This is a genomic window from Sulfurovum sp. MH2-6, assembly GCF_058374785.1.
On sequence record NZ_CM178170.1, the window covers coordinates 1,104,239 to 1,126,494 of the forward strand.

At 42.0% G+C, this 22,256-nt stretch carries 25 protein-coding genes; 12 read left to right on the forward strand and 13 right to left on the reverse strand.

The genetic code is table 11. The annotated features are described in order from the left end of the window. The first annotated feature begins 8 nt into the window (after positions 1–8). Positions 9–1,271: a serine hydrolase domain-containing protein gene (locus AC4JOV_RS05600; protein WP_229936127.1), complete on the forward strand. Its 1,263-nt coding sequence runs from the start codon at positions 9–11 to the stop codon at positions 1,269–1,271. Between the two features lie 201 nt (positions 1,272–1,472). Then, positions 1,473–1,907 (forward strand): Hsp20/alpha crystallin family protein, encoded by a 435-nt coding sequence (locus AC4JOV_RS05605; protein ID WP_229936126.1) that lies wholly within the window; start codon positions 1,473–1,475, stop codon positions 1,905–1,907. 85 nt (positions 1,908–1,992) lie between these two features. On the opposite strand, the gene AC4JOV_RS05610 is transcribed toward AC4JOV_RS05605, so the two are convergent. From AC4JOV_RS05610 to nhaA, 8 genes are all read right to left on the reverse strand, one after another. Then, the gene (locus tag AC4JOV_RS05610; protein WP_229936125.1) at positions 1,993–2,373 is read right to left on the reverse strand and encodes a helix-turn-helix domain-containing protein; all 381 of its coding nucleotides are present in this window, start codon (positions 2,371–2,373) and stop codon (positions 1,993–1,995) included. A 1-nt stretch (position 2,374) separates the two neighbouring features. After that, positions 2,375–2,674, reverse strand: coding sequence for a type II toxin-antitoxin system HigB family toxin (locus AC4JOV_RS05615; protein WP_229936124.1), 300 nt, complete (start codon positions 2,672–2,674; stop codon positions 2,375–2,377). A gap of 90 nt (positions 2,675–2,764) precedes the next feature. Then, positions 2,765–4,615 (reverse strand): DUF3732 domain-containing protein, encoded by a 1,851-nt coding sequence (locus AC4JOV_RS05620; RefSeq protein WP_229936123.1) that lies wholly within the window; start codon positions 4,613–4,615, stop codon positions 2,765–2,767. Next, positions 4,612–5,058 carry a three component ABC system middle component gene (locus AC4JOV_RS05625; protein ID WP_229936122.1) on the reverse strand — a complete coding sequence of 149 codons (447 nt, stop codon included), beginning with the start codon at positions 5,056–5,058 and terminating at the stop codon, positions 4,612–4,614. The genes AC4JOV_RS05620 and AC4JOV_RS05625 overlap by 4 nt, the downstream gene beginning before the upstream one ends. Further along, positions 5,051–6,262, reverse strand: a complete 1,212-nt coding sequence (locus AC4JOV_RS05630) for an ABC-three component system protein (RefSeq protein WP_229936121.1) — start codon at positions 6,260–6,262, stop codon at positions 5,051–5,053. The genes AC4JOV_RS05625 and AC4JOV_RS05630 overlap by 8 nt, the downstream gene beginning before the upstream one ends. 378 nt (positions 6,263–6,640) lie before the next feature. Continuing rightward, positions 6,641–7,225 (reverse strand): tetratricopeptide repeat protein, encoded by a 585-nt coding sequence (locus AC4JOV_RS05635; protein WP_229936120.1) that lies wholly within the window; start codon positions 7,223–7,225, stop codon positions 6,641–6,643. Positions 7,226–7,409: 184 nt separating this feature from the next. Then, positions 7,410–10,040, reverse strand: coding sequence for a valine--tRNA ligase (locus tag AC4JOV_RS05640; RefSeq protein WP_229936119.1), 2,631 nt, complete (start codon positions 10,038–10,040; stop codon positions 7,410–7,412). 198 nt (positions 10,041–10,238) lie between these two features. After that, positions 10,239–11,414, reverse strand: coding sequence for a Na+/H+ antiporter NhaA (nhaA, locus tag AC4JOV_RS05645; protein WP_229936118.1), 1,176 nt, complete (start codon positions 11,412–11,414; stop codon positions 10,239–10,241). A gap of 112 nt (positions 11,415–11,526) precedes the next feature. Between nhaA and AC4JOV_RS05650 the strand changes: the two genes are divergently transcribed. Next, complete coding sequence (locus AC4JOV_RS05650) at positions 11,527–11,721, forward strand: hypothetical protein (protein WP_229936117.1); 195 nt, start codon at positions 11,527–11,529, stop codon at positions 11,719–11,721. A gap of 14 nt (positions 11,722–11,735) precedes the next feature. Further along, positions 11,736–11,936 carry a hypothetical protein gene (locus AC4JOV_RS05655; protein WP_229936116.1) on the forward strand — a complete coding sequence of 67 codons (201 nt, stop codon included), beginning with the start codon at positions 11,736–11,738 and terminating at the stop codon, positions 11,934–11,936. A gap of 151 nt (positions 11,937–12,087) precedes the next feature. Here AC4JOV_RS05655 and AC4JOV_RS05660 read toward each other — a convergent pair whose 3' ends face one another. The 3 genes from AC4JOV_RS05660 to surE form a co-directional block, all read right to left on the reverse strand. Then, entirely contained in the window at positions 12,088–12,570 is a 483-nt protein-coding gene (locus AC4JOV_RS05660) for a hypothetical protein (RefSeq protein ID WP_229936115.1), read from the reverse strand. 77 nt (positions 12,571–12,647) lie between these two features. Beyond that, positions 12,648–13,286, reverse strand: coding sequence for a tRNA threonylcarbamoyladenosine dehydratase (locus AC4JOV_RS05665; RefSeq protein ID WP_229936114.1), 639 nt, complete (start codon positions 13,284–13,286; stop codon positions 12,648–12,650). Between the two features lie 88 nt (positions 13,287–13,374). Next, on the reverse strand, positions 13,375–14,154 hold the full coding sequence (gene surE, locus AC4JOV_RS05670; protein WP_229936113.1) for a 5'/3'-nucleotidase SurE: 780 nt from the start codon (positions 14,152–14,154) through the stop codon (positions 13,375–13,377). Between the two features lie 86 nt (positions 14,155–14,240). Between surE and greA the strand changes: the two genes are divergently transcribed. From greA to AC4JOV_RS05690, 4 genes are read left to right on the forward strand one after another with little or no spacing between them, the layout of a single operon-like run. Next, on the forward strand, positions 14,241–14,729 hold the full coding sequence (gene greA / locus AC4JOV_RS05675; protein ID WP_229936112.1) for a transcription elongation factor GreA: 489 nt from the start codon (positions 14,241–14,243) through the stop codon (positions 14,727–14,729). Between the two features lie 10 nt (positions 14,730–14,739). Then, the gene (argC, locus tag AC4JOV_RS05680) at positions 14,740–15,747 is read left to right on the forward strand and encodes an N-acetyl-gamma-glutamyl-phosphate reductase (RefSeq protein ID WP_229936111.1); all 1,008 of its coding nucleotides are present in this window, start codon (positions 14,740–14,742) and stop codon (positions 15,745–15,747) included. A 49-nt stretch (positions 15,748–15,796) separates the two neighbouring features. Next, complete coding sequence (locus tag AC4JOV_RS05685) at positions 15,797–16,486, forward strand: UDP-2,3-diacylglucosamine diphosphatase (protein WP_229936110.1); 690 nt, start codon at positions 15,797–15,799, stop codon at positions 16,484–16,486. Next, positions 16,486–16,899, forward strand: a complete 414-nt coding sequence (locus AC4JOV_RS05690; protein ID WP_229936109.1) for a YqaA family protein — start codon at positions 16,486–16,488, stop codon at positions 16,897–16,899. Before AC4JOV_RS05685 ends, AC4JOV_RS05690 begins: the two co-directional genes overlap by 1 nt. Here AC4JOV_RS05690 and AC4JOV_RS05695 read toward each other — a convergent pair. Further along, entirely contained in the window at positions 16,889–17,194 is a 306-nt protein-coding gene (locus AC4JOV_RS05695) for a DUF3817 domain-containing protein (RefSeq protein WP_229936108.1), read from the reverse strand. The two genes, AC4JOV_RS05690 and AC4JOV_RS05695, sit on opposite strands and share 11 nt — an antisense overlap. A 123-nt stretch (positions 17,195–17,317) precedes the next feature. Between AC4JOV_RS05695 and trxA the strand changes: the two genes are divergently transcribed. Beyond that, the gene (gene trxA, locus AC4JOV_RS05700) at positions 17,318–17,695 is read left to right on the forward strand and encodes a thioredoxin (RefSeq protein ID WP_229936107.1); all 378 of its coding nucleotides are present in this window, start codon (positions 17,318–17,320) and stop codon (positions 17,693–17,695) included. 464 nt (positions 17,696–18,159) lie between these two features. Next, positions 18,160–18,447 (forward strand): GIY-YIG nuclease family protein, encoded by a 288-nt coding sequence (locus AC4JOV_RS05705; RefSeq protein WP_229936106.1) that lies wholly within the window; start codon positions 18,160–18,162, stop codon positions 18,445–18,447. 409 nt (positions 18,448–18,856) lie between these two features. On the opposite strand, the gene AC4JOV_RS05710 is transcribed toward AC4JOV_RS05705, so the two are convergent. Further along, positions 18,857–19,774, reverse strand: coding sequence for a methylenetetrahydrofolate reductase (locus AC4JOV_RS05710; RefSeq protein ID WP_229936105.1), 918 nt, complete (start codon positions 19,772–19,774; stop codon positions 18,857–18,859). Positions 19,775–19,849: 75 nt separating this feature from the next. On the opposite strand from AC4JOV_RS05710, the gene serB reads away from it, so the two are divergent. Then, a complete protein-coding gene (gene serB, locus AC4JOV_RS05715) occupies positions 19,850–20,482 on the forward strand; it encodes a phosphoserine phosphatase SerB (RefSeq protein WP_229936104.1) in 633 nt (210 codons plus the stop codon). Further along, positions 20,482–22,248 carry an ABC transporter ATP-binding protein gene (locus AC4JOV_RS05720; RefSeq protein WP_229936103.1) on the forward strand — a complete coding sequence of 589 codons (1,767 nt, stop codon included), beginning with the start codon at positions 20,482–20,484 and terminating at the stop codon, positions 22,246–22,248. Before serB ends, AC4JOV_RS05720 begins: the two co-directional genes overlap by 1 nt. Positions 22,249–22,256: the final 8 nt, after the last annotated feature.

Genomic DNA, 22,256 nt, shown 5'->3' on the forward strand with positions numbered 1-22,256 from the left:
CTTGTCATATGGGTAGATGGAGAAATCAGGAACGGCATGGTTGGATTGAACGGTTTGCTATCATATCATACCTTATCTGCCTTTTGACAGGAACGCTTTTCGCAGAGGTCCTTTCCGGAAAAATACATGAAAAGCTTATTAAAACTATACAAGATGAATTGGATAGGCAGTACAGGTCAGCTCAAATGACGGAAGAGCTTTTCCCCGGAGCGACAGTAGCTGTCGTGTTGCCTGATGGAAAAGTAATGGCGTTTGCAACAGGCTTTTCAGATATGGAAAAAAAGACCGTTATGTCGGTTGAGTCACGTATGCCTGCAGGAAGTATCGGAAAGACATTTGTTTCTGCCGTTGTATTGAGTATGGTTTCAGAGGGTATTTTCAACCTGGATGAGAATATAACCAAGTGGCTTGGTGACGAGCCGTGGTTTAACCGTCTGCCTAACCATCATATGATTACATTGAGGCATCTGTTAAATCATAGTAGCGGACTGGCTGATCATCTATTTGATGCCAATAGAGAGTTTCAGGATTACTTTAGAGAACATATCAATTCAGGCAATAAAGGGCCAAGGATCGATCCAACGGAATTGGTGCAATTTGTTCTTGACAGGGAGCCTTTGTTCCCAGCCGGTGAAGGATTTCACTACTCTGATACGAACTATATTCTAGTAGGTTTAATCATTGAAAAAGCTGGCAGGTTGTCCTATTATGAAGAACTTACCAATCGTTTTCTCACGCCACTGAATCTTACGCATACCTCTGCGTTAACCCAGAAAAAACTTTTGGATATTGCACAGGGGTATGCCCCTAAAAGCCAAAAACTATTCGGGACCTCATACACAGTATTAGATAACGGTACTTTTACATTTGATCCTTCTATTGAATGGACAGGCGGAGGTGTGGTCAGCAATTCAAAAGATTTGGTACGATGGGCAAAAGCACTCTTTGAAGGGGAGGTGATAAAACAACCCTATCTTGATGAGATGCTAAAGTCTGTTTCAAAACCTACAAAAGGCAGGGATATTGCAGGACGGGCATATGGATATGGACTTGGTGTCAGTATTGTCAAAACAAAATACGGTACGGCTTTCAGACATGGCGGGTTTTTCCCGGGATACAACTCTATGCTGGCCTATTTTCCAGATTTCAAGATAGCTGTTGCCATGCAAATAAACAGTGATAACACCAAGATTGAAGAACATTTTGAAGCGATTGTTAAACTGATCATCGGGACTATTTCATCAGGATGTATTGATGACACGTGTCCCTAATCTTTTGAAGATTAAAAAACCGCTATAGGCATTGTGATTGAACTTATTTTAGCATTTCTGAGTTTAGGCTGTATCGTGAACTAAGGTGTCACATTCTCCGCATAAATTTCCAAATACAATTTAGGAACCAGTAAAAATATGTTTGACTCCAATAGATAAAAAGTTATATAATAATATAAATTCTACTTTATAGGAGTAAAAATGTTATTGACAAAGTTTGATCCGATGAAAGAGTTTAGAGATCTTGAAAAAAGAATGGAAAGTGCGTTTAAGTTCCCTGAACATGGAGATATCGCCAATGTTTCGGGATTCACCCCTTCTGTAAATACAAGAGAAGGCGAATACGCCTATCATGTGGAAGTGGACCTTCCGGGTGTAAAGAAGGATGATATCAAAGTAGATATAAAAGATAATGTGTTGACCATCTCAGGTGAGCGAAAGACGAAAAAAGAGGTCAAAGAGAAAGACTACTACAAAATGGAGAGTTCTTACGGCAAGTTTCAGAGAAGCTTTACGCTGCCGGACAGTACAGATGTAGAAAACGTCGAAGCCAACTCCAAAGACGGTGTGCTTGAAGTAGTTATCCCTAAGCTTAAAAAAGAGAAAAAAGAGACCAAGCAGATCAAAGTAAAATAAGGGGAGTCTTGCACTCCTTTTAACTGTTACACTTCTTTAGGTGTAACCCGCCGGTTCCCATCGTCTCCGACGGGTAACCTTGGGCTTATGCCCTAAGAGTGTTTTGGGTTTCGTAATCCTCCACTAGGGCATCAAGGGGAATATAAAGTTTTTTGTGAAGGTTTCTTATGTAGTTGAGATTTAACTTTCGTTTGAGATTCAATACATCAGAAACTTTTGATTTGTCTCCAAAACAATCGACAATATCTTTTTGTTTCAACCCCATTTGATCCATTCTGAACTTGATGGCTTCAATAGGATGAGGAAGTTCGATAGGATAATGTTCCTCTTCATATTTCTCTACAAGAAGCGTTAAAAGCTCTAGCTCATCTCCTTTGGGAGTATCCGGTTTGGCATCAAAAATAGCTTCTATTCTCTCCATTGCATTTTCATAGTCGGTTTCGGTTTTTAATACTTTTATTTTCATCTTATACCTCGTTTGCGTCTATTTTGTCATACTGTTTATGTGTTCCTATAAATCTAATGTAAATCACACCAAAGTCATAATTTATCTTAACGATCAGCCTGTATTTGTTTCCGTGAATATTGAAAACAACCTTGCTGTCTTTTAAGATACTGGCATTCTTATACTGTGCCTTGATATCATTGGGCGTCTGCCATTTTGCCTGAATGGCTTCATCAAACCATGCCTTTAAAGCCTGTTCGCTATCTGCATATTCCGACTGTTCCCAAAACTCTTTTAGCGTTTTCCTTGCTATAATCCTCATACAGTATTATAGCACAAAGTTACCAAAATGGCAACTAAATATTATATGGATTCAACGTTTGAGTTCACCGACAGACTTACCTGTTCGGTGCTATGATTTGTTGTCTTGTTTAATCAATGCGTTGCCATTTCTAAATTCTTCTACCAAATGAATATTATTCATGCCTGCCCATATATTCTTCGGTACATGTTCAAAAACAATTATTTGAAAATTATTATTTTCTTTGATGATATTATCTATAAAGTGATTGAGTAATTTAAATACATGTGTTATCTTAAATTGATCGGTTTCTTTAACATTATTGTAATCGTCATCTTTTTCCCCATAGTAAGGCTTACTCGGTTGATCCATAATTAAGTAAGGGGCTATAAACGGGACGTTGTTTGACAAAATCACTTTATGTAATCCTAGAAACATTAGTAAGTGTAAAAACATATCTATTGAACTACTACCAGTGTTAACAACATTAGCACTATGTGGTTGTCGTAGTTCAAGTTTTTTATTTTTATAATTGAATGCTGCTTTATGAGAATGATAGTTGTCTAAAGCATCTTTAATGTAATAAATATCTTCTTGAATCATTTCTTCAAGTAAACTAACTGTCAATTTTCTCTGATCTGCAATGTCATTCACTGTTAATTTTTTTATTTGATCTTCAATTCTTTCTGTTGTATCTGTAGCAATTACTTGAACACTTGTTCTGTCTTTAGTATTAAATAATTCCAATTTTGCTTTTACTTCTCCAAGAAATATATATTTGTCCATATCATCTTCAAAGCTTTTTGCCTCTTCTGGAATTTCTTTTAATTCGTCTTCTAGTGTATTAATTTGTTCCTCATATGACTTTATTAAATCAGTTACTTTTGTATCAATTGGCGTTTTAGTTTTGATAGCTTCTTTGATAGTATTAAAGTCATTCTCAAGAGAATCAATAACTTGAGAAAAAATTGATGTTTTGATAATCTCATGATTGTGCTCATTGAGATATATGAGTGGTTTTAAACTGTCTTCGGTTTCTTTTAAATTTATTTTATATGTAGTGTATTCACTTTCAAAACTTTTTAAATTATCGACTTTCTTTTTAAGAATATAGATCTTTTTTTTGATAGCTTGATATTTACTAGTATCTCTTTTTTTAGTGTCAATTATTGCTTTATTTACAAGTTGATTTAAAGTGCTTAGTGAATGTTGTATATTAGCATCAGTTTCTATTAATCCATACTCCTTTGCATTCTTGAACAGTTGCGCTATATCATCTTGGAATGCTTCCTTTTTTAATGATATACTTTCTTCTTTTTTTGACAATTTAAGTAGTTTTTCTTCAAGTTTTATCTTTTCTTCTCTAGCTAGCATGTTTTCTATTGTTTCTATGCCAAGCGATAAATCAAAGATTCTTTCTAAAGCATCACGATATCTTTGTTTATTTTGCTTATCAAAAAATACGTCTTCATTGTCAATAATAGAATATGACAAAGTATTAAAAAGCATGAAATATCGAAATGAAATTTTTGTGTCTTTTCTCATCCCTTTAGCACCATACGGCATAATAATATTACTATCAATACTAAAACTTGATTCTATGATTTTCTTTAGTTTTTTATCGTCAGTATCAGTTGTATTAGGGATTTCTGGCTCTTCTCCTAATGAAGAAAAATAATAATTATTTGACACTTCTTTAAATTTGGGAGCTTCTCTAGCAATTGTGTAATTATTGTCATTAATCATAAAGTTGATTCCATACCACATGATATTTTCATTAATAATGTCTTCAGAGATTTTATGTTCACTCGCAAAAAGACAATAATCTATAATTTGCAATATGGCCGTTTTACCAGTACCACTACCTCCAGTAATTACATTCACTTTATTCGGTTGAAATTCTACTTCTCTCTTGGTGCCATTTTTACACCACAAAATAATTTTTTTGAAATAAAAATTCATAGTTCAATCCTTAGATTTAAATAGAGTTTTTCATTACTCTCGTTTAAAATTTTTGCTATATTTTTAGAAGCTTTATAAATTTTTTCAACTCTTTTCCCCATCTTTTTGTTGTATGTAATTTCTTTCAGAAGACTCACTTTATTTTCTTTAATCTGAATAATTTCAATATCATGTAAAAATTGCAAGGAATTAATAGTCGACGGTAAACTTTGGTAAAACCTTTTATTGAAATTTGTAAAATAACTTTTTTTATCAATGAGCAATCCATCTAAACTCAAAATTTTTACATTGGCTTTACTTAAATAATTTGTTAATTGTTTATGTGACAAGAAAGGCATAATTAAAAGTATTTTTGTCAGTTCGATCTCCTCACCCTTTTCTTGCAATGTTGCAAGTATTGAAGATGAACAAATACCAATATTGTTATAAAAATAGTTATCCACTGTATTTATCCTCCCAATCTTTTCTCCACCCAATCTTTAAATTATCAGACAGATAGTAGAACTCTCCATTGCTGTGTTGAGTATCGAGTTGCAAAGACGAAATCGATAATCTTTCTTTTCTTAAAGTATCAACTATCGATAAAGCTTTTACTTGTATCTCCTCTTCAGTCATTTGACCTCTGTTTTTTGAACGAAATTCATTTCTCCATATTGCAATAACTTCTTTTTCAAAATCATCAAGTTGATCTTTGGTGAGTTCTGCTTCTTGTAACCAACTACTTACATTGTTTTGAATTTGTAGCTTATACTTTGTGAATTCTATGATATCGTCAATGTCATCTTCTGAAATATCATTAATATCGATTAAATGTTGAATAAAACGTTGCTCGGTTAAATTGTCAGGTAAGCCTATGTTAAATGTCTTTATTTGTAAGTCAGTATTTCGAGCTTGATCATAGTATATTCTATACTTTTTATAGTATTCGTCAAAGTTAATAATGATTTTTTGATTTTTCTTTATGGCAGTATAGTTTTCTTCTCTAATACTGGAATCTAGTTTTTTAAACAAATCATTAATACTCTCTTCCGGAATCATTTTGGACTTTAGAGCTATTTTACATTTGTCGATTAAATCATCATTATCTAAATCAAATTCCATATGATTAAAAAATCGCTCTGAAACATCATCATCCAAAGATAATAATTTAGCTTTATATTTCTGTATATCTTTATTTTCAGTGGTTATTTTACTGATCTCATTTTTTGCTTTTTTGTGTGTTATAGAACCTATTTTGTAGTTATTTAATATCTCTATAAATTTGTTTTGTTCAGTATAAGACTTATTGCTAACCAAAATAAAATATGTTTTTTCTACGAATTCAATTTGTTTAGCCGTATTTTTTCTATCATCTTGTGCATCCGTGATGACTTCACACCAATTATAGAGCGTGTGCCATAGATCATTATCAAGTGTTGTGAGATTTACTGAATTGCCAGATGCACTTGTTTGTACACTATGCTTTAATTGAATTAGTAGTTGAATATTATTGCGAAGTTCAGTATGCACATCATCTTTAACTTCAAGACTGACTGATTGTCCATCCTCTAAACTAAAAACTTTGAATAAAAAATAATAGTATTGATAGTCAAATGCTACTGCAATTGAATCTGCACTTGTTTTATCAGTATGTGTAGTATCTGACATATATCCACTTTCCTTTTCAATTTTATTTGTTTACATGTAAAGACAACGGGCGCGTGCAACTATTTATTCAACCAACACTTTGTATTAATTAGCCAATAATCCCAAGAAAAACTAACAGAAAAAATGTATGTTTATTGAATAAAAACCCCTTGTTTTGAATATTTTACATGAAAAAAGCTCGAAATAGCTAAAACATTCCAAAATAGAGTGTGCATTTTGCGAGGAGATCAGCGATATTTGCACAAAGTGTGGTTTATCAAGCGAATATCGGGATAAAACCACAAAGTGTGAGATTGACCGAGTGTGTGATTCAAAACCTTATAAAATGTTCTCTATGGGAGCTTTTATAAGGTAAAGTGGTAGAGGAGAGGGCAGGGACTAGAAAACGATCTTTCCTTCGTTTTGCATTCTCATGATGATCTCTTTTGCTTTTTGGTGTCCTTGGTAGGCTGCTTTGCGGCACCACTCGATCGCCTGCTCTTTATCCTCATCACACCCAAGTCCAAGGTCATAAAGCGCACCGAGGTTGAACTGAGCAGAGGCGTTGCCTGCCTGTGCAGCTTTTTTGAAGAGGATGAAGGCTTTCTGGTAGTCCTGGTGGACACCACGCCCCTCTTTATACATCGCTGCAAGGTTGTTGAAGGCTTCTACATTACCGCGCTTTGCCGCCTCTTCGTACCAGAATGCTGCTTCTGAGAAGTTCTGTTCGCACCCTTCGCCACTTTCGAGCATAAGTGCTACGTCAAACTGGGCCAAAGGTACTTCTCTGGTCGCTGCTTCAAGGTAGTGTGCAAAGGCTTTTTTACTGTCTTGATCTACACCAAATCCTCTGAAGTAGAGAAACCCCAGGTAGTAGTGTGCAACAGGGTCGTTTTGTGCAGCCAGATCGCTGTAGAGTGTATAGGCTTTGTCGTATTGTTTATTGACGAGAAGGGTATAGGCTTCCTGTGCTTGTTGAGTCATGTAATATTCCTAATAAGTGTGGGAAATGTCATTCTCGAATCGCACCACAAGGGTATTGCCGTTGGGCATCGGGAATCTAGATGTTATATTACAGAAAAGCTTGTGTTACGCTGAAGTTATAGGTGTAGATCCCCGGGTCAAGCCCGAGGATGACGAGATAGGTTACATAGTAGCGATATATGCCTTACGCACCAAATCCTGAAAGTTCGGCTTCAACTTTTTCCATTTTCGCCTGAGCATCTTCAAGTGCTTGTCTGTTCTCGGCGATGACTTGCTCCGGAGCATTGGCAACGAACTTTTCATTGTTCAGCATACCGCTGAGTTTGTTGATCTCTTTTTCAAGTTTCTCTTTTTGTTTGCTGAGCTTACCGATGATCGCACTCAGGTCGATCTCATCGGTAGGGATGTAGACCTCAAGGTTGTCAGATACATCAGTTACAGCGTTCTCTACTTTTGCATCTACAAACTCGATCTCTTCGACTTTTGCAAGTTTTTCGATGAACGGTTTTGCTGCTGCAGTGTCGATCTCTTTGCCCAGTTTCACATAGGCTTTGGCGATCTTGGAGTTACCCATATCGATGATGACTTTCGCTCTTCTGATCGCTGTGATCGCCTCTTCGATGATCGCGAACATCGCTTCAGCCTCTTCATCCGTAGCAACCTCTTTAGGGAAGCTCATGACCATCACAGACTCGCCGCTTTCAAGCTCGGTACCTGAGAGTTTGTGGTAGAGGTGCTCAGAGATAAACGGCATGAACGGTGAAACCATCTTGAGTGTCTCTTTGAAGATCGCACCGAGTTCAGCGATAGACTCTTTATCCGCCTTCGAGTACTCGATACCCCAGTCACAGAACTCGTTCCATACAAATCTATACAAGTTGCTTGCCGCTTCGTTGAACTTATAGGTCTCAAGTGTCTCACGTACCTCTTCAACCGCACGAGAGAGACGGCTCTGCATATATTTACCAAGCGGTGTTTTGACCTCGATATCTTTGAGGTCCGCAAAGGTATCTACGTTCATCTGCAGGAAGTTTGATGCATTGTAGAGCTTGTTGGTAAAGTTTCTGAACTGCTCCAGGTTTTTTGCACCAAGTTTGATGTCTCTTCCCTGTACTGCAAGGAATGCCAGAGTAAATCTGATGATATCCGCACTGTGCTCTTCGACCATATCAAGCGGGTCGATGACGTTCCCTTTGGACTTACTCATCTTCGCACCATGCTCGTCTCTTACGAGGGCATGCATATAGATATCTTTGAACGGCAGCTCACCCATAAAGTGCTCACCCATCATCATCATACGTGCCACCCAGAAGAACATAATGTCAAATCCGGTGATCAGCAGTGAGTTAGGGTAGAAGTCTGCTAGGTCTGTATCCGTATAGGTCTCTTTCATCTCCCCGTTATTCCCCCAGCCAAGCGGTGAGAATGCCCAGAGTGCTGAAGAGAACCAGGTATCAAGTACATCAGGGTCCTGGTGGATCTTCTTGCTCGCACAGTGTGGACATGCTTCAGGATTGTCCTGTTTGTCCGCCCACTGGTGACCACACTCGTCACAGTAGAATACAGGGATTCTGTGTCCCCACCAAAGCTGTCTGGAGATACACCAGTCTCTTAGCTCATCCATCCATGCTCTGTAAGAGTTGAGCCAGTGTGCAGGGTGGAACTGTGCTTCACCTGCATAGGTCTTCTCGATAGAGTTCTTCGCCACTTCGCTTCTCACGAACCACTGTTTTGAGATATACGGCTCTACGATGTTCTTACATCTGTAGCAGTGTCCCACCTGGTGTACATGGTCTTCTATCTTGACGATGTATCCCTCTTTTTCAAGTTTTTCTACGATCGGCTTTCTTGCTTCAAGTCTCTCCATCCCTGCAAACTCGCCGCAGTATTCGTTCAGTATACCTTTCTCGTCAAATACCGTGATGAATTCAAGGTCGTGGCGCTTACCGACTTCGTAGTCGTTTTGGTCGTGTGCAGGAGTTACCTTTACGATACCCGTACCAAACTCCATATCAACGTGTGCATCAGCGATCACTTTGATCTTTCTGTCAGTAAGCGGTATGATCACCTCTTTACCGATGATATCAGTGTAGCGCTCATCCTCAGGGTGAACCATGATCGCAGTATCCCCGAAGTAGGTTTCAGGTCTTGTCGTAGCAACAGTCACATGACCGCTTCCATCTGCAAAGTGGTAGTTCATATGGTAGAACTTACCGTTTACCTCTTCGTGTTCTACTTCGATGTCTGAGAGTGCACCGTCGTGTGTACACCAGTTGATCATATAGTTGTTCTGTACGATCATCCCTTCGTTATAGAGGTGGACAAACGCCTCTTTCACCGCTTCTTTCAGCCCCTCATCCATGGTAAATCTCTCACGGCTCCAAGCCGGGGATACACCCAGTTTACGCATCTGGTGGACGATACTGCCGCCGCTTGTCTCTTTTTGTTTCCAGGCACGTTCGAGAAATGCTTCTCTGCCTATCTCTTCTTTCGTAGTGCCCTCTGCGAGGAGTTGTTTCTCTACGACATTTTGTGTAGCGATACCGGCATGGTCGGTTCCCGGCTGCCAGAGTGTTTTAAAGCCGTCCATTCTTTTGTAACGGGTGATGATGTCCTGGAGTGTAAATGTCAGTGCGTGACCGATATGCAGACTTCCTGTGACATTTGGCGGTGGCATCATGATCGCAAAGTTTTTACCCTCTTCCTGGATCGCCTGGTTACCGTCTATCTCAAAGTATCCGCGCTCTTCCCATATCTTGTAGTATTTGTCTTCTGTGGCTTTAGGATCGTAGCCTTTTTTGGTAGTTTCACTCATTTTTCTGTCCATCATAAAATAATATTGCCGCGATTATAGCGTAATGGTGCTTTTGATTTATAGGATATCCCATGGCAGAGGCGCTATGAGCCAAAGTTAAGTGTAAAAGAGGCGTTCCGTTGCGGGTAACGGCCCCGAAGGGTTACTGCTCCATTACGTTTAACGTAATGAGAGTGATACCTCGGAGGGGAGGAAAGGTTATCTTCTGCTGAACTTGGATCGCAGCAGAAGGTAACCGAATACTCCGGAGAGGAAAGATCCCAGCAGGATCGCCAGTTTATCGGCATAGCGGTAGAGATCCGTATCATTGTAGGCGAGGCTGTCGACAAAGAGGCTCATCGTAAACCCGATCCCGGTAAGGATCGCTACCCCGTAAAGCTGTCTCCATGTGGCTCCCGTAGGGCGGGAGGCAAGACCCAACTTGATCGCTACCCACGAGAAGCCGAAGACACCGACCTGTTTCCCGATAAAAAGTCCCAGCATGATCCCCATAGGTACAGGCCCTGCGATCTGCTCTACAGAAATACCTCTGAGGTCTACACCGGCATTGACAAAAGCAAACAGGGGAAGGATAAAGAAGGCTACCCAGTTGTGCAGTCCGTGTTCCATTGTTTTGAGCATGGAAAATGACTGTCCTCGCTCATCTTCCGAATAGAGCGGTATCATAAATGCCAGTGCTACTCCGGCCAAGGTCGCATGCACTCCTGACTTGAGTACGGAAACCCACAGCACGATACCCACTACGATATAGAGTGACTGTTTGGTCACCTTCATACGGTTGAATATAAACAGCGTTGCCAATGCGATACTGGCAATGATGATCGATGTCGTTGAGAGTTCTGTCGTATAGAAGAGTGCGATAATGATAATGGCCCCAAGGTCATCGATGATCGCCAGTGCCATCAGAAAGATCTTGAGTGAGACGGGTACACGCGGTCCCAGCAGAGAGAGGATACCCAGTGCAAAGGCGATATCGGTGGCAGTGGGTATCGCCCATCCGTTCATCGCAAATTCATTGCCTGTATTGAAAAGAAGGAAGACGACTGCAGGCATGACCATACCGCCGACTGCTGCAATAGCCGGCAGTGTGATCTGCCGTATGGATGAGAGGTGCCCCTCCATCACTTCTCTTTTGACCTCCAGGCCTATCATAAAGAAGAAGACAGCCATCAATCCGTCATTGACCCACAGCAGGAGCGGCTTGGCGATCTGCAGATCACCGAAACGTATCTCCACAGGCGTGTGCAAAAAACTCGTATAGTAGCTTGAGAGCGGTCCATTTTGAAGCAGGAGTGCTGCGATGGTGACCATGATCAGGATAATACCCGCTGATGACTCTTTTCTGATAAAATTCAGTAGTGTTTGTCCGTTCATTTTAAATTATTGTCTCCTTTATGTAGAACAATACACTATTAGAGATAAAAACTTATTGACATTTTAATGCAGAATCAACTACAATATTTAAAACAGTTAGGAGTGTAGCACAATGAAAGAAAAAATTGAAGAAGTGATCCAGCACGTACAAAAATCAGAGAAAGTAACAGAAGAGGATAAACCGCTGATCATAGAAAAACTGGAAGAGTGGAGAGAAGAAGACGAAGCGATCAGTGACATCTCGGTAAGATTCCAGAACTGGTGGATGGAGATGGAACCGATCTTTGCCGAACTGGGCTGGATATAGGAAGGGTGGATAGCGTGGAGATAGTTACCCAATATACCTATGAAAAAAAGTGGTCGAAAATCTCCAGGCATGAAGCGATGAATATCATCGAAAAAGAGATGCCTGAGACTGACGTGGAAGCGACATGGGAATATATTCTGGCAGAGGTAAAAAAAGGAAAGACCATTACCTTGGGTGATTGCCGTTTTAGACTTGACGCGGAAAGTGAGAAATAGAATAATCTCCGGTTAAACTTGCCATCATAAAACCTGTAATGAAATAGAAACAATGATCACCGTTCCAAGGGTAGGTCATCTATACAAAAATATGTTTCAAACGGGTTTTATTTCAAACCCGTTCTATATCGTTTGTAGGTGCTTATACCTCTTAGAGTGGTTCGGGGATATCCTCACAACGAATGGCATCGATCTTATCGACTTTTACATCATAAGTACCATCACTTTCATAAGTAGATCCTGTTTTGAAGCTGGAAGTATCGGTATAAATGGTATATGGATTGCCTTCCAATTCCAAACGATCCGTGTAGACCCAAAAGTTACCATTTGCAGACAACACACCCTCAGTAGTGTACTTGTAATAATTCCCGTCACTCAACACCATTTCAACTTCAGCCTCTGCAGGTTGTTTTGTAAGACCACAGAACTTATAGATGTATGTTTGAGGCTGTACAATTTGTGCTTCAGCTTCACTGCTCTTTACGGTTACGCTATCCCCTTCCACATCACTTAACTTCAGGCTGTAACCATCCTGCAGTTCTTCCAATGCTATTTCATTGATATCATTGTCCCCGCATCCATTCAATGCAAAAAGACTGATCCCTACAACCAATAAACTTAATGACTTTTTCATTCATCCCTCCTTATTATCTTTTGGTTAAGTTGAAGTTATAGTATAGTGCAAAAAAAAGACATTTGCAAGTGTAAAAATTAAGAAGAGAGTATCTTTTTGATCGCTTCTGAACAGACGGTTAGTCCAAAAGCTCCAGTTACGGCAACACAGGAGCCCTTGACCTTGCATTGGTCCTCCTCCGGTGAATAGACGACAGTAAAGTTTCTGTTGAACCTTGCTTTTTTGAGTTCGTTACGTATCTTGCGTGCCAATGCATCCCCGTGTGTTTTCCAGATGCTTGCCACCTCTATCTTGGAGGTATCAAAACGTTTGGCCGAACCTACCGACATAATAAGCTTCTTGTAGCACTTCTTGGCTACTTCGATCTTCACTTTAGTCGTATCTGCCGCATCGATGATCAGGTCATAGGGTTCGAAATCAAATCTCTCTACCCATGCCATATCCATCTGCTGATCGATCGTTTTGATCCCGGGATAGAGTTCTGCCAGACGCTCGGTTTTGAGCATGCCGGTCGCTTCAGATCCGATCTGTCTGTTCTGGTTGGTCTCATCGTAACGGTCATAGTCGAGTATCGTGATATCTTTTACTCCGGAGCGGTAGAGACAGTCCAGTGCATACGAGCCGACGCCTCCTACACCGAGGATAAGTATCTTGGCATTTTGTAGCTTTTCAAACCCCTCTTCACCGAAGAGCATTCGACAACGTTCATATCTCATGGTATAACCCTTATAATTTTGCTATCTACATACTGTGGTTCATCTGTTTTTAGATTCCCGATCGGGGTCGGGAATGACGAAGAGCCGGTCATAACCACTCCTCCAACGCTGTGATATCATCATGGCTGGTCATATCAAGATGCACAGGAGTGATGGAGATATAGTTTTGTCTGATCGCTTCAAAATCGGTGATATGCCCTTCAGTGATGTGCCAGTCAAGCCGCGGCAGGCCTATCCAGTAGTACTCATGTCCTCTGGGGTTCCAGTGTACATGCGCGTCATTGCCGTAAGCACGTTTTCCTGCCCGCGTCACTTTAAATCCCTGGGACTCTTGCGCCTTGATCGGAGGGATATTGACATTGAGAAATTTGCGTTCAGGCAGAGGGAACTCTCCTTCAAAGATGCGCTCTACCAAAGTAGCGATACTCTTTTGGGCCAGGTCATACCCCATATCATCGATATTTTGACACTTGTCGATACAGACCTGTGAGACGGCAATAGCCGGTATCCCCTGCAGTACAGCTTCCATCGCTGCAGATGCTGTCCCTGAGTAGGTGATGTCTTCTCCCATGTTCGCACCCTTGTTGATCCCGGAAATGACAAGATCAGGTCTGTACTCCTCATCAAAAAGTTTATTGAGAGAGAGGAAGACACAGTCTGTCGGTGTACCGTCATCAAGTTTGAAAAAATCATCATCCAGCTCTATAAAACGGAGTGGACGAGTGAGGGTCAGGGAGTGTCCGCAGGCTGACTTTTCCATCGTAGGAGCTACGACCGTAACTCTTGCTAAAGGTTTGAGTGCTTCTACCAGCGCATGAAGCCCTTTGGACTCAAAACCATCATCATTCGTTACCAGTATATGTTTCATCGGCACCTCTTTAAAAAATCTTTTTGGTATAATACTTAAAATTTATAATATATTTCAAAAAACACATTTAAAAAGAAGGAAGAGTCGTGCAAAAAGAGCCGATGCTGGAAGCAACATTTAAAAAACTATCACAAGAACTTGAGCATCTTAAAAATGTCGAAAGAGGCGTGATCGCGAAGGTGATCGATGAGGCGAGAGAACTAGGTGACCTCAAAGAGAATGCTGAATACCATGCAGCAAAAGAGAAGCAGGGCTTGATGGAAGCACGTATCACTGAACTACAAGATGTGGTAGGGCGTGCACAGGTAGTGGACCCGTCAAAACTTCCTCACGCAAGAGTGAGTTTCGGATCAACCGTGGTAATGACTGATCATGATACAGATGAAGAGGTAAAATACACGATCGTAGGTGCATACGAATCTGACCCTTCCAAGAGACTCATCTCTATCCAGTCACCTATGGCACGTGCATTGATAGGAAAAGAAGAGGGTGAAGAGATCGAAGTAAGTCTTCCAAGCGGAGATAAGACGTACGATATCGAAGAGATATGCTACGAAGAGATTAAACTGGACTAAAGGACAATAGATGATAAAAGTAGGTGTAGTAGGCGCAAGTGGATATACAGGGCTGGAACTAGTGAAGATGCTAGTGACTCATCCCCGATTCCAACTATGCTATCTAGCAACTACAACGGGTGATACGATGATCGAGGCACTTCACCCGTCACTTGAAGATGTGATCTCACTGAAGGTCGATAAGGCCTCAGCAGAAGATGTAGCTGAGAAGTGTGACCTGGTATTTCTTGCACTGCCTCATAAAGCATCCATGGGATTTGCTAAAGAGCTGTTGGCTAAAGGTGTAAAAGTGGTAGACCTTTCAGCAGACTACCGTCTGGAACTGGATACCTATGAAGCAAACTACTGCGAACATGAAGACAAGGAGCATCTGGACAGCTCGGTCTATGCATTGATCGAGTACTACCGTGAAGCGCTCAAAAAGACCGATCTTGCAGCAGGACCGGGGTGTTACCCTACAGCGACACTGCTTGGTATCTTGCCGTTTATTCCGTACCTGGATACGAATGCACCGCTTTTTGTTGATGCGAAGTCAGGTGTAAGCGGGGCAGGTAAGAAGCTTAGTGAGACAACACACTTCGTCACGGTCAATGACAATATCTTCGCATACAATCCACTGAAGCATCGTCATGCTCCGGAGATCGCTGAGAAGATAGAGAAGGTACATGGTGCGAAGATGCAGGTCAACTTCGTACCGCATCTTATCCCTGCAACACGTGGAGAACTGGTATCATGTTATGCTGTGCTTAAAGAGGATATCGATCCGCTTGAAGTGTTGAGAGAACATTACAAGAACGATCCGTTCATCCGTATCAGAGAGAAACCTGTAGATATCAAGAGTACGGCAGGTACGCACTTCTGTGATATCTATGCACAGAAAAACGGCAATGCACTCTTCGTCAACTCTGCGATAGACAATCTCCTGCGTGGAGCAAGCTCACAAGCGCTGGCAGCAGCAAACCTGATGTGCGGACTCCCTGAAGGGACGGGACTCCCTACCATCGCCTATATGCCTTAATCAGGTAGCAGGTAATGAAAGTAGAGAGAAACGTATAAAAGGTTTAAGTGTGGGAAATAGAGAGATTAAAGAAAATGCTATCTTTATCGCCGATTCCCACTACCCCCATCACGGGGATGCCTTTCTTACACTACTTCAAAAGATCGCAGCCAAAGAGATCCAAACCCCTCAAATCTTTTTGATGGGGGACAACTTCGATCTTCTTTTTGGCTATAACGACTATATCCAGACATTCTCTGCTGAAGCGATAGAACTACTGCAAAGTCTCTCCAAAGAAATAGAGTTCATCTACCTTGAGGGGAACCATGACTTCTGTCTCAAAGCACTTTTCCCTGATATCCGGGTCTATAGCAGAGAGGAGCAGCCGGTATACTATACGCTAAACGGCCAAAAGGTTGCACTTTCGCATGGGGACAAATATGTGACGGGGTTTGGATATGATCTCTACTGCAAGCTTCTACGTAACAAGACAACGCTTACACTACTTAAACCTTTTCAAAAACGCATTATCAATGACCGTATGAGTAAACTCGCTCATAAGAAAATATGCCATCCGTTTGTAGATTTTGAAGCGCGTGTCGGGCAGATACTAGAACACTACCAAGAGGTAGATCTCGTGATAGAAGGGCACTTTCATCAGGCGAAAACGATCGGCAAGTACATCTCTCTTCCTTCATTGGCATGTCAAGGGAAAGTCGGTGTTGTAGAGAATGGGGAGTTACACTTTAAAAGACTCTGATGGCTTACCTCACACTTTTTTTTATCGCTTTTGTTTCCGCTACGCTTTTGCCAATGGGAAGCGAAGCACTACTGCTTTATGATATCTCTGAAGGTCATATCGTCTGGTTGCTTTGGCTGGTCGCTTCGGTGGGAAATACATTGGGGTCTATGGTCAACTACTGGCTGGGGCTCAAGGGTGAAGCCTATCTTGAGAAGAGGGGTTATCTGAGCAGAGAGAAGATGCAACAGGCCAGCAGCTCATTTGGGAAATACGGCGGATGGTCACTGCTGCTCTCCTGGATGCCTATCATCGGGGATCCATTGACATTCATTGCAGGTGTATTGAGATATGAGTTTAAGCGGTTTGTAGTGATCGTAGCGGTAGCCAAAGCTACACGTTACGCTGTGATAGCGTTGATGGTTACGCTTTGACCTTGGAGTCTTCTATCTTCTTAACAAGCAGTTTGTCTGTATAGAAAGAACCGAACGGGATAAGTGAGAGGATAGAGTAGAGCGCAGTCTCTTTCATAGTAAATCCGGCCTCTTTCTTTGCCTGAATGATCTGATAGATAAAGACAAATACAAGCAGACCGTGTGCCATTCCTGCGATTTTCGTAGCGATCGGGTATCCAAAACTGTACTTCAGCGGCATAGCGATAAAGATAAGGATGATGAAAGAGAGTCCCTCGATCTTGTTGACGAATTTAAACTTCATTAATTCAGACATTAATACTCCTAAAATATTTTGAGACAGTATAGCAGGAGAAGTTTAACGTTTTATAAAGAGAATAGAGTTAATTTCAGTCCGATATGTCATAATGACACCCTATTAAAATTATTAGGATAATAAATGGCATTAGAAAATTTGACTGCAGAGAACTTCAATAAAAAGGTTACATCCAACGATATTGTTATCATAGATTTTTGGGCACCATGGTGTGGTCCTTGTAAACAGTATGGTCCGATCTTTGAAAAAGTATCAGGGGAGTATCCGGATATTCTTTTTGGAAAAGTTAACACTGAAGAGGAGCAGGCAATAGCAAGCCACTTCCAGATCCAGTCGATCCCGACAACGATCATCCTGAGAGACAATATCGCTATCTTCCAGCAGCCGGGACTCTTGCCTGAAGAGGGACTGAAAGATGTGATCAGACAGGTACAGGAACTTGATATGGATATGGTCCGTAAAGAGATTGAAAAGCAGCAGTCCGGTGAGGGTGCTCAGTAAGTTTACCTGACGCTCGTTATGTCTCGCCCGAGGCGTCATACTATCGTAGGTCGGGGTGCCTCACCCCGACACCATAGATGGCCTCTCCATAAAGCATGGGTGTCGGGATAAGGGTATCCCGACCTACGGATAGAGGAAAGGTGATCAGCTGTGATTCCATCCGTCGTTCCCGACCCCGATCGGGAATCCAGAGTTATTGCTGCTGAGAACTTTCAATCTACACGGCTACCTAACCTCTAGATCCCCGGGTCCAGCCCGAGGATGACAATAATGATGTAGAGGTATGAAATAACTGATATTAAATCAAACGATCGGCATTCGTCATTCCCGACCCCGATCGGGAATCCAGAGCCTTAGATACAGGGGATTTACGCGTTACACAGTAAGAATAATATGACAATTTGAAAGATATTATATGAATAAAAAGTGGCTTTGCTAAAGTAATAAAAACTTAGGAGTCACAAATGCAACCAGTTGTCTACATTTTGGCTAGTAAGAAAAATGGCTCATTGTATATTGGTGTAACATCTGATATAGCAAAACGCATTTATGAACATAAAAACAGCCTTGCTGAAGGTTTCTCTAAACGGTATCATATTTATAAACTGGTCTATTATGAAGTGTATGACGGTATAGAAGAGGCTATCAAACGCGAAAAACAGCTCAAAAAATGGAATAGGCAATGGAAGGTTGATTTGATAGAAAAAGAGAATCCTGAGTGGAATGATTTGTATAGAAATATTATTCACTAATGGTTGATATTCGTCATTCCCGACTCCGATCGGGAATCCAGAGTTATTGCTGCTGAGAACTTTCAATCTACACGGCTACCTAACCTCTAGATCCCCGGGTCCAGCCCGAGGATGACAATAATGATGTAGAGGTATGAAATAACTGATATTAAATCAAACGATCGGCATTCGTCATTCCCGATCCCGATCGGGAATCCAGAGTGATTGCTACAGAGAACTTTGAATGTACACGGCTGCTTAACCTCTAGATCCCCGGGTCTAGCCCGAGGATGACGGCAGGTTATTATAATCTAAAAGTGTGGAATAACTGGTTCAAAAAGATGATCGGCATCCGTCATTCCCGACCCGATCGGGAATCCAGATGTTGTTTATCAAGAGCACAAAGGGATTTGGAGATGGGTAACGTCAGTTATCCTATTAACTCACTACAAAGATCAAATCTATTGTGCGTCATCAGATGCACTTTTCCGTGCAGCTCCATCATCTCGTCAAAGATACGTTTGGAGAGGGCGAATCCTACCTCTTTTTCTCTCTCAACTCCATCCATCGCTGCGAGGTTCATCTCGTCAATGATCGCTTTTGGTACGCTGATTCCGGGTACTTTGTCATCGATAAAGTTGGCTGTACGTGCCGCGACAAGCGGGAACTGTCCAAGTACCAGTTGTGCCTCTTTGGCCGTGTCACGGATACTCATCTCTTTTGCCTCTTCAAAGATCTCCAGAAGCTCTTTGGCATTTTCCAGGTCATAGACCGGCTGTGTGATGATCGCTCTTGCCCCATAGTCGAGTTTTTTTACGATCTTCTTTTGGAGTCTCTTCATATCCTTGGCATAGGAGTTGCTCACGGCAAACGGATAGATCGGTTTTGGTGCCGGGTTGAGTGGTTTGTTTGAGTAGTCCACTCCATTGTTCAGGTGGTAGATGATACTTAGAAGCAGGGTAGAGTCACGCTCTACAACCCCTTTCACCTCAGGCTGGTCTGAAAGTTTAGCAGGATCGCCGGTGAGAGCAAGGATACAACGGAGATCGAAGTCATTGGCACCAAGGAGAGAGGATTGAAGTGAGAGCTTGTTTTTATCCCTCATACTCATCGTAGCGATCACCGGTTTACCGAAGGTCTGTTGCAGTTTGATCGCGGAGAGCACGCCTGACATCTTGAGTTTGGCAAGCGGGTTATCCGTACATGAAAAACCCGATACCTTTTCGACAAGGTTGCTTTTTTTGATCGCATCGATGACAGGATCGAGTGATGCACCGTGCGGCGGGTTGACCTCTACAGTGATAAACGGTTTTTCATGACATAAATTGTTACAGAAAGCTTCAAACATCTAAAATGGGCCTTTTACTAGGGATTTTGGGTTAATTGGCTATAATTCTATCCAAAATATACATAGAGGGTAATTATGTCCAAACTGGCAGTTTTTGATTTTGATTCAACATTGATGGATGGCGAGACCATCGACTTTTTGGCAGCACCGCTGGGACTGGAAGAACAGGTAGCTTCGATCACTGAGCGTGCCATGGCGGGAGAGTTGGATTTTTATAAATCACTTCGGGCAAGGGTAGCATTGCTGGAAGGTTTGGAAGAGGAGAAGGTCAACGCGATCTGCAGCGACCTTCCTATGATGCCCGGTGCCCAGGAAGTGGTAGCAGGATTGAAAGAGCGTGGGTATACCGTAGTCTGTTTCTCGGGTGGTTTCAGAAATGCGACAAAACCTGCCTGCGAAAGACTGGGGATCAATGCGGATTTCTCTAATTTCCTGCATGCCGAGAACGGTATTCTGACCGGTGAAGTCGGGGGAGAGATGATGTACTCTGAGGCCAAAGGCGATATGATCGTACGTATGCAGGGACTGCTTGGTGCAGGACGTGAAGATACGCTGGTTGTGGGTGACGGTGCCAATGACCTGAGTATGTTCGCCCATGCCGATACACGTATCGCCTTTTGCGGAAAGCCTGTACTGAAAGAGGCTGCGACACACTGTGTGGATACCAAAGATCTTAGAGAGATCCTGAAAGTCGTAGACGCGATCTAATGCAAAAAAACCGCTGTAGTATCAAAGGCATTATCAGGCAGTTACTACAGCATAAACAGACGCTGATTCTGGGCAATACTGTTGCCCTCTCAGCCACGCTTCTTATCGTTGCAATCCCACTTTTTATCCCGATACTTGTTGATGAACTTCTACTTGGAAAATCCCATGGATATATCGCCTGGATAGAGGTGAACCTGTGGCAGAGTGATATCAAAGGGTATGTCTTTGCGACCTTGGTCCTGATCCTGGTACTTCGTCTGACGAGTGTGCTTCTGGGCGTATGGCAGTCCAAGATTTTTGTGACGATCTCGAAAGATATCACCTTTAAGATGAGACAGGCACTGCTCAAACATCTCCAACGTGTTTCACTCAAAGAGTATGAGATGATGAGAGTAGGGGCAGTGACCTCCAAGCTGGTGACCGATGTGGAGACGATAGACAGTTTTGTCAGTACGACGATCTCCAAGCTTATCATCGCTTCACTGACGTTGACCTTTTCCGCCGTTGTCCTGCTCTGGATACACTGGCAGCTGGCACTCTTTATCCTGATCACCAACCCGATGGTGGTTTTCTTCACTGCCAAACTCTCACGAAATATCGGTAAACTAAAAAAAGAAGAGAACAGGGCAGTAGCGGTCTTTCAGGATGCACTGACCGAGACACTGGAGCTGTTTCATCAGATCCGTGCAGCCAATAAAGAGAGCTACTTTTTTAAGAAAGCGGAAACGAAAGCAGAAGAGCTTAAAGCACATGCAACCGCTTACGGTTATAAGAGTGATGCAGCGATCAAGTTCTCTTACCTTGTATTTCTGGGAGGGTATGAGATATTCCGTGCGGTGAGTATCCTGGCCGTGGCATACTCTGATCTCTCCGTAGGTCTGATGCTTGCGATCTTCTCCTATCTCTGGGTGATGGTCACACCGACGCAGGATATCATCAACTTCCAGTATGTCCTTTCTACGGCGAATGCAGCCTGTGAACGTATCAACACTGTCTTTGACCTGGAACAGGAGAGAAGAGTCGTGCAAAAAGATAATCCTTTTGAAGGGTGCAAGACACTTGGTATAGAGGTTAAAGGTCTCTCTTTCAGTTACCATAAAGAGAAAAAGATATTGAAAGATATCAGTATGCATATACCCTCCGGTTCAAAAGTAGCGTTGGTCGGAGCCAGCGGTTCGGGCAAAACCACACTGGCAAATATCCTTGTCGGTTTCTACCCCTTTGAAGAGGGTGAAATCCTCTATGGGGATATTTCACACACAAGGCTGCAACTTTCAACAATCCGTGAAAATATCCATCTGATATTGCAACATCCTAAACTCTTTAATGATACAATGCGCTTTAACTTGACACTTGGCAAGCGCTATAGTGACAAGGCGATCAAGAAAGCACTGCATATTGCACAACTTGATGAAGTGTTGGCCGGTCTTGAGAATGGACTGGATACACTGGTAGGAAAAGACGGTATCAAACTGTCCGGCGGTCAAAGGCAGAGAGTGGCTATCGCGCGGATGATACTGAGTGATCCTCGAGTCGTGATCTTTGATGAGTCTACTTCCGCACTGGATGTGCACACGGAAGAGAAGCTTTTTGCCGCATTGCAGGCGTTCTTGAAAGAGAAGACAGTGATTACGATCGCACACAGGCTCAGTACGATCAAGAGTGCAGAGTATATCTATGTACTTGAAGACGGCAGCGTAGTTGACAGCGGTACGCCTAAAGCGCTGTTAGCCAAAGATGAGAGCTACTTCAGCTCGATGATATAAGGAAACAG

Excerpts from the sequence above, each read along its gene's own strand:
- AC4JOV_RS05705 (WP_229936106.1), top strand. The coding sequence starts at position 18,160 with ATGCAACCAGTTGTCTACATTTTGGCTAGTAAGAAAAATGGCTCATTG.
- AC4JOV_RS05600 (WP_229936127.1), top strand. The coding sequence starts at position 9 with ATGGGTAGATGGAGAAATCAGGAACGGCATGGTTGGATTGAACGGTTT.
- AC4JOV_RS05610 (WP_229936125.1), bottom strand. The coding sequence starts at position 2,373 with ATGAAAATAAAAGTATTAAAAACCGAAACCGACTATGAAAATGCAATG.
- trxA (WP_229936107.1), top strand. The coding sequence starts at position 17,318 with ATGGCATTAGAAAATTTGACTGCAGAGAACTTCAATAAAAAGGTTACA.
- AC4JOV_RS05695 (WP_229936108.1), bottom strand. The coding sequence starts at position 17,194 with ATGTCTGAATTAATGAAGTTTAAATTCGTCAACAAGATCGAGGGACTC.
- nhaA (WP_229936118.1), bottom strand. The coding sequence starts at position 11,414 with ATGAACGGACAAACACTACTGAATTTTATCAGAAAAGAGTCATCAGCG.
- AC4JOV_RS05605 (WP_229936126.1), top strand. The coding sequence starts at position 1,473 with ATGTTATTGACAAAGTTTGATCCGATGAAAGAGTTTAGAGATCTTGAA.
- serB (WP_229936104.1), top strand. The coding sequence starts at position 19,850 with ATGTCCAAACTGGCAGTTTTTGATTTTGATTCAACATTGATGGATGGC.
- AC4JOV_RS05720 (WP_229936103.1), top strand. The coding sequence starts at position 20,482 with ATGCAAAAAAACCGCTGTAGTATCAAAGGCATTATCAGGCAGTTACTA.
- AC4JOV_RS05630 (WP_229936121.1), bottom strand. The coding sequence starts at position 6,262 with ATGTCAGATACTACACATACTGATAAAACAAGTGCAGATTCAATTGCA.
- AC4JOV_RS05615 (WP_229936124.1), bottom strand. The coding sequence starts at position 2,674 with ATGAGGATTATAGCAAGGAAAACGCTAAAAGAGTTTTGGGAACAGTCG.
- argC (WP_229936111.1), top strand. The coding sequence starts at position 14,740 with ATGATAAAAGTAGGTGTAGTAGGCGCAAGTGGATATACAGGGCTGGAA.
- AC4JOV_RS05665 (WP_229936114.1), bottom strand. The coding sequence starts at position 13,286 with ATGAGATATGAACGTTGTCGAATGCTCTTCGGTGAAGAGGGGTTTGAA.
- AC4JOV_RS05640 (WP_229936119.1), bottom strand. The coding sequence starts at position 10,040 with ATGAGTGAAACTACCAAAAAAGGCTACGATCCTAAAGCCACAGAAGAC.
- AC4JOV_RS05635 (WP_229936120.1), bottom strand. The coding sequence starts at position 7,225 with ATGACTCAACAAGCACAGGAAGCCTATACCCTTCTCGTCAATAAACAA.
- AC4JOV_RS05690 (WP_229936109.1), top strand. The coding sequence starts at position 16,486 with ATGGCTTACCTCACACTTTTTTTTATCGCTTTTGTTTCCGCTACGCTT.
- surE (WP_229936113.1), bottom strand. The coding sequence starts at position 14,154 with ATGAAACATATACTGGTAACGAATGATGATGGTTTTGAGTCCAAAGGG.
- AC4JOV_RS05660 (WP_229936115.1), bottom strand. The coding sequence starts at position 12,570 with ATGAAAAAGTCATTAAGTTTATTGGTTGTAGGGATCAGTCTTTTTGCA.
- AC4JOV_RS05710 (WP_229936105.1), bottom strand. The coding sequence starts at position 19,774 with ATGTTTGAAGCTTTCTGTAACAATTTATGTCATGAAAAACCGTTTATC.
- AC4JOV_RS05620 (WP_229936123.1), bottom strand. The coding sequence starts at position 4,615 with ATGAATTTTTATTTCAAAAAAATTATTTTGTGGTGTAAAAATGGCACC.
- AC4JOV_RS05650 (WP_229936117.1), top strand. The coding sequence starts at position 11,527 with ATGAAAGAAAAAATTGAAGAAGTGATCCAGCACGTACAAAAATCAGAG.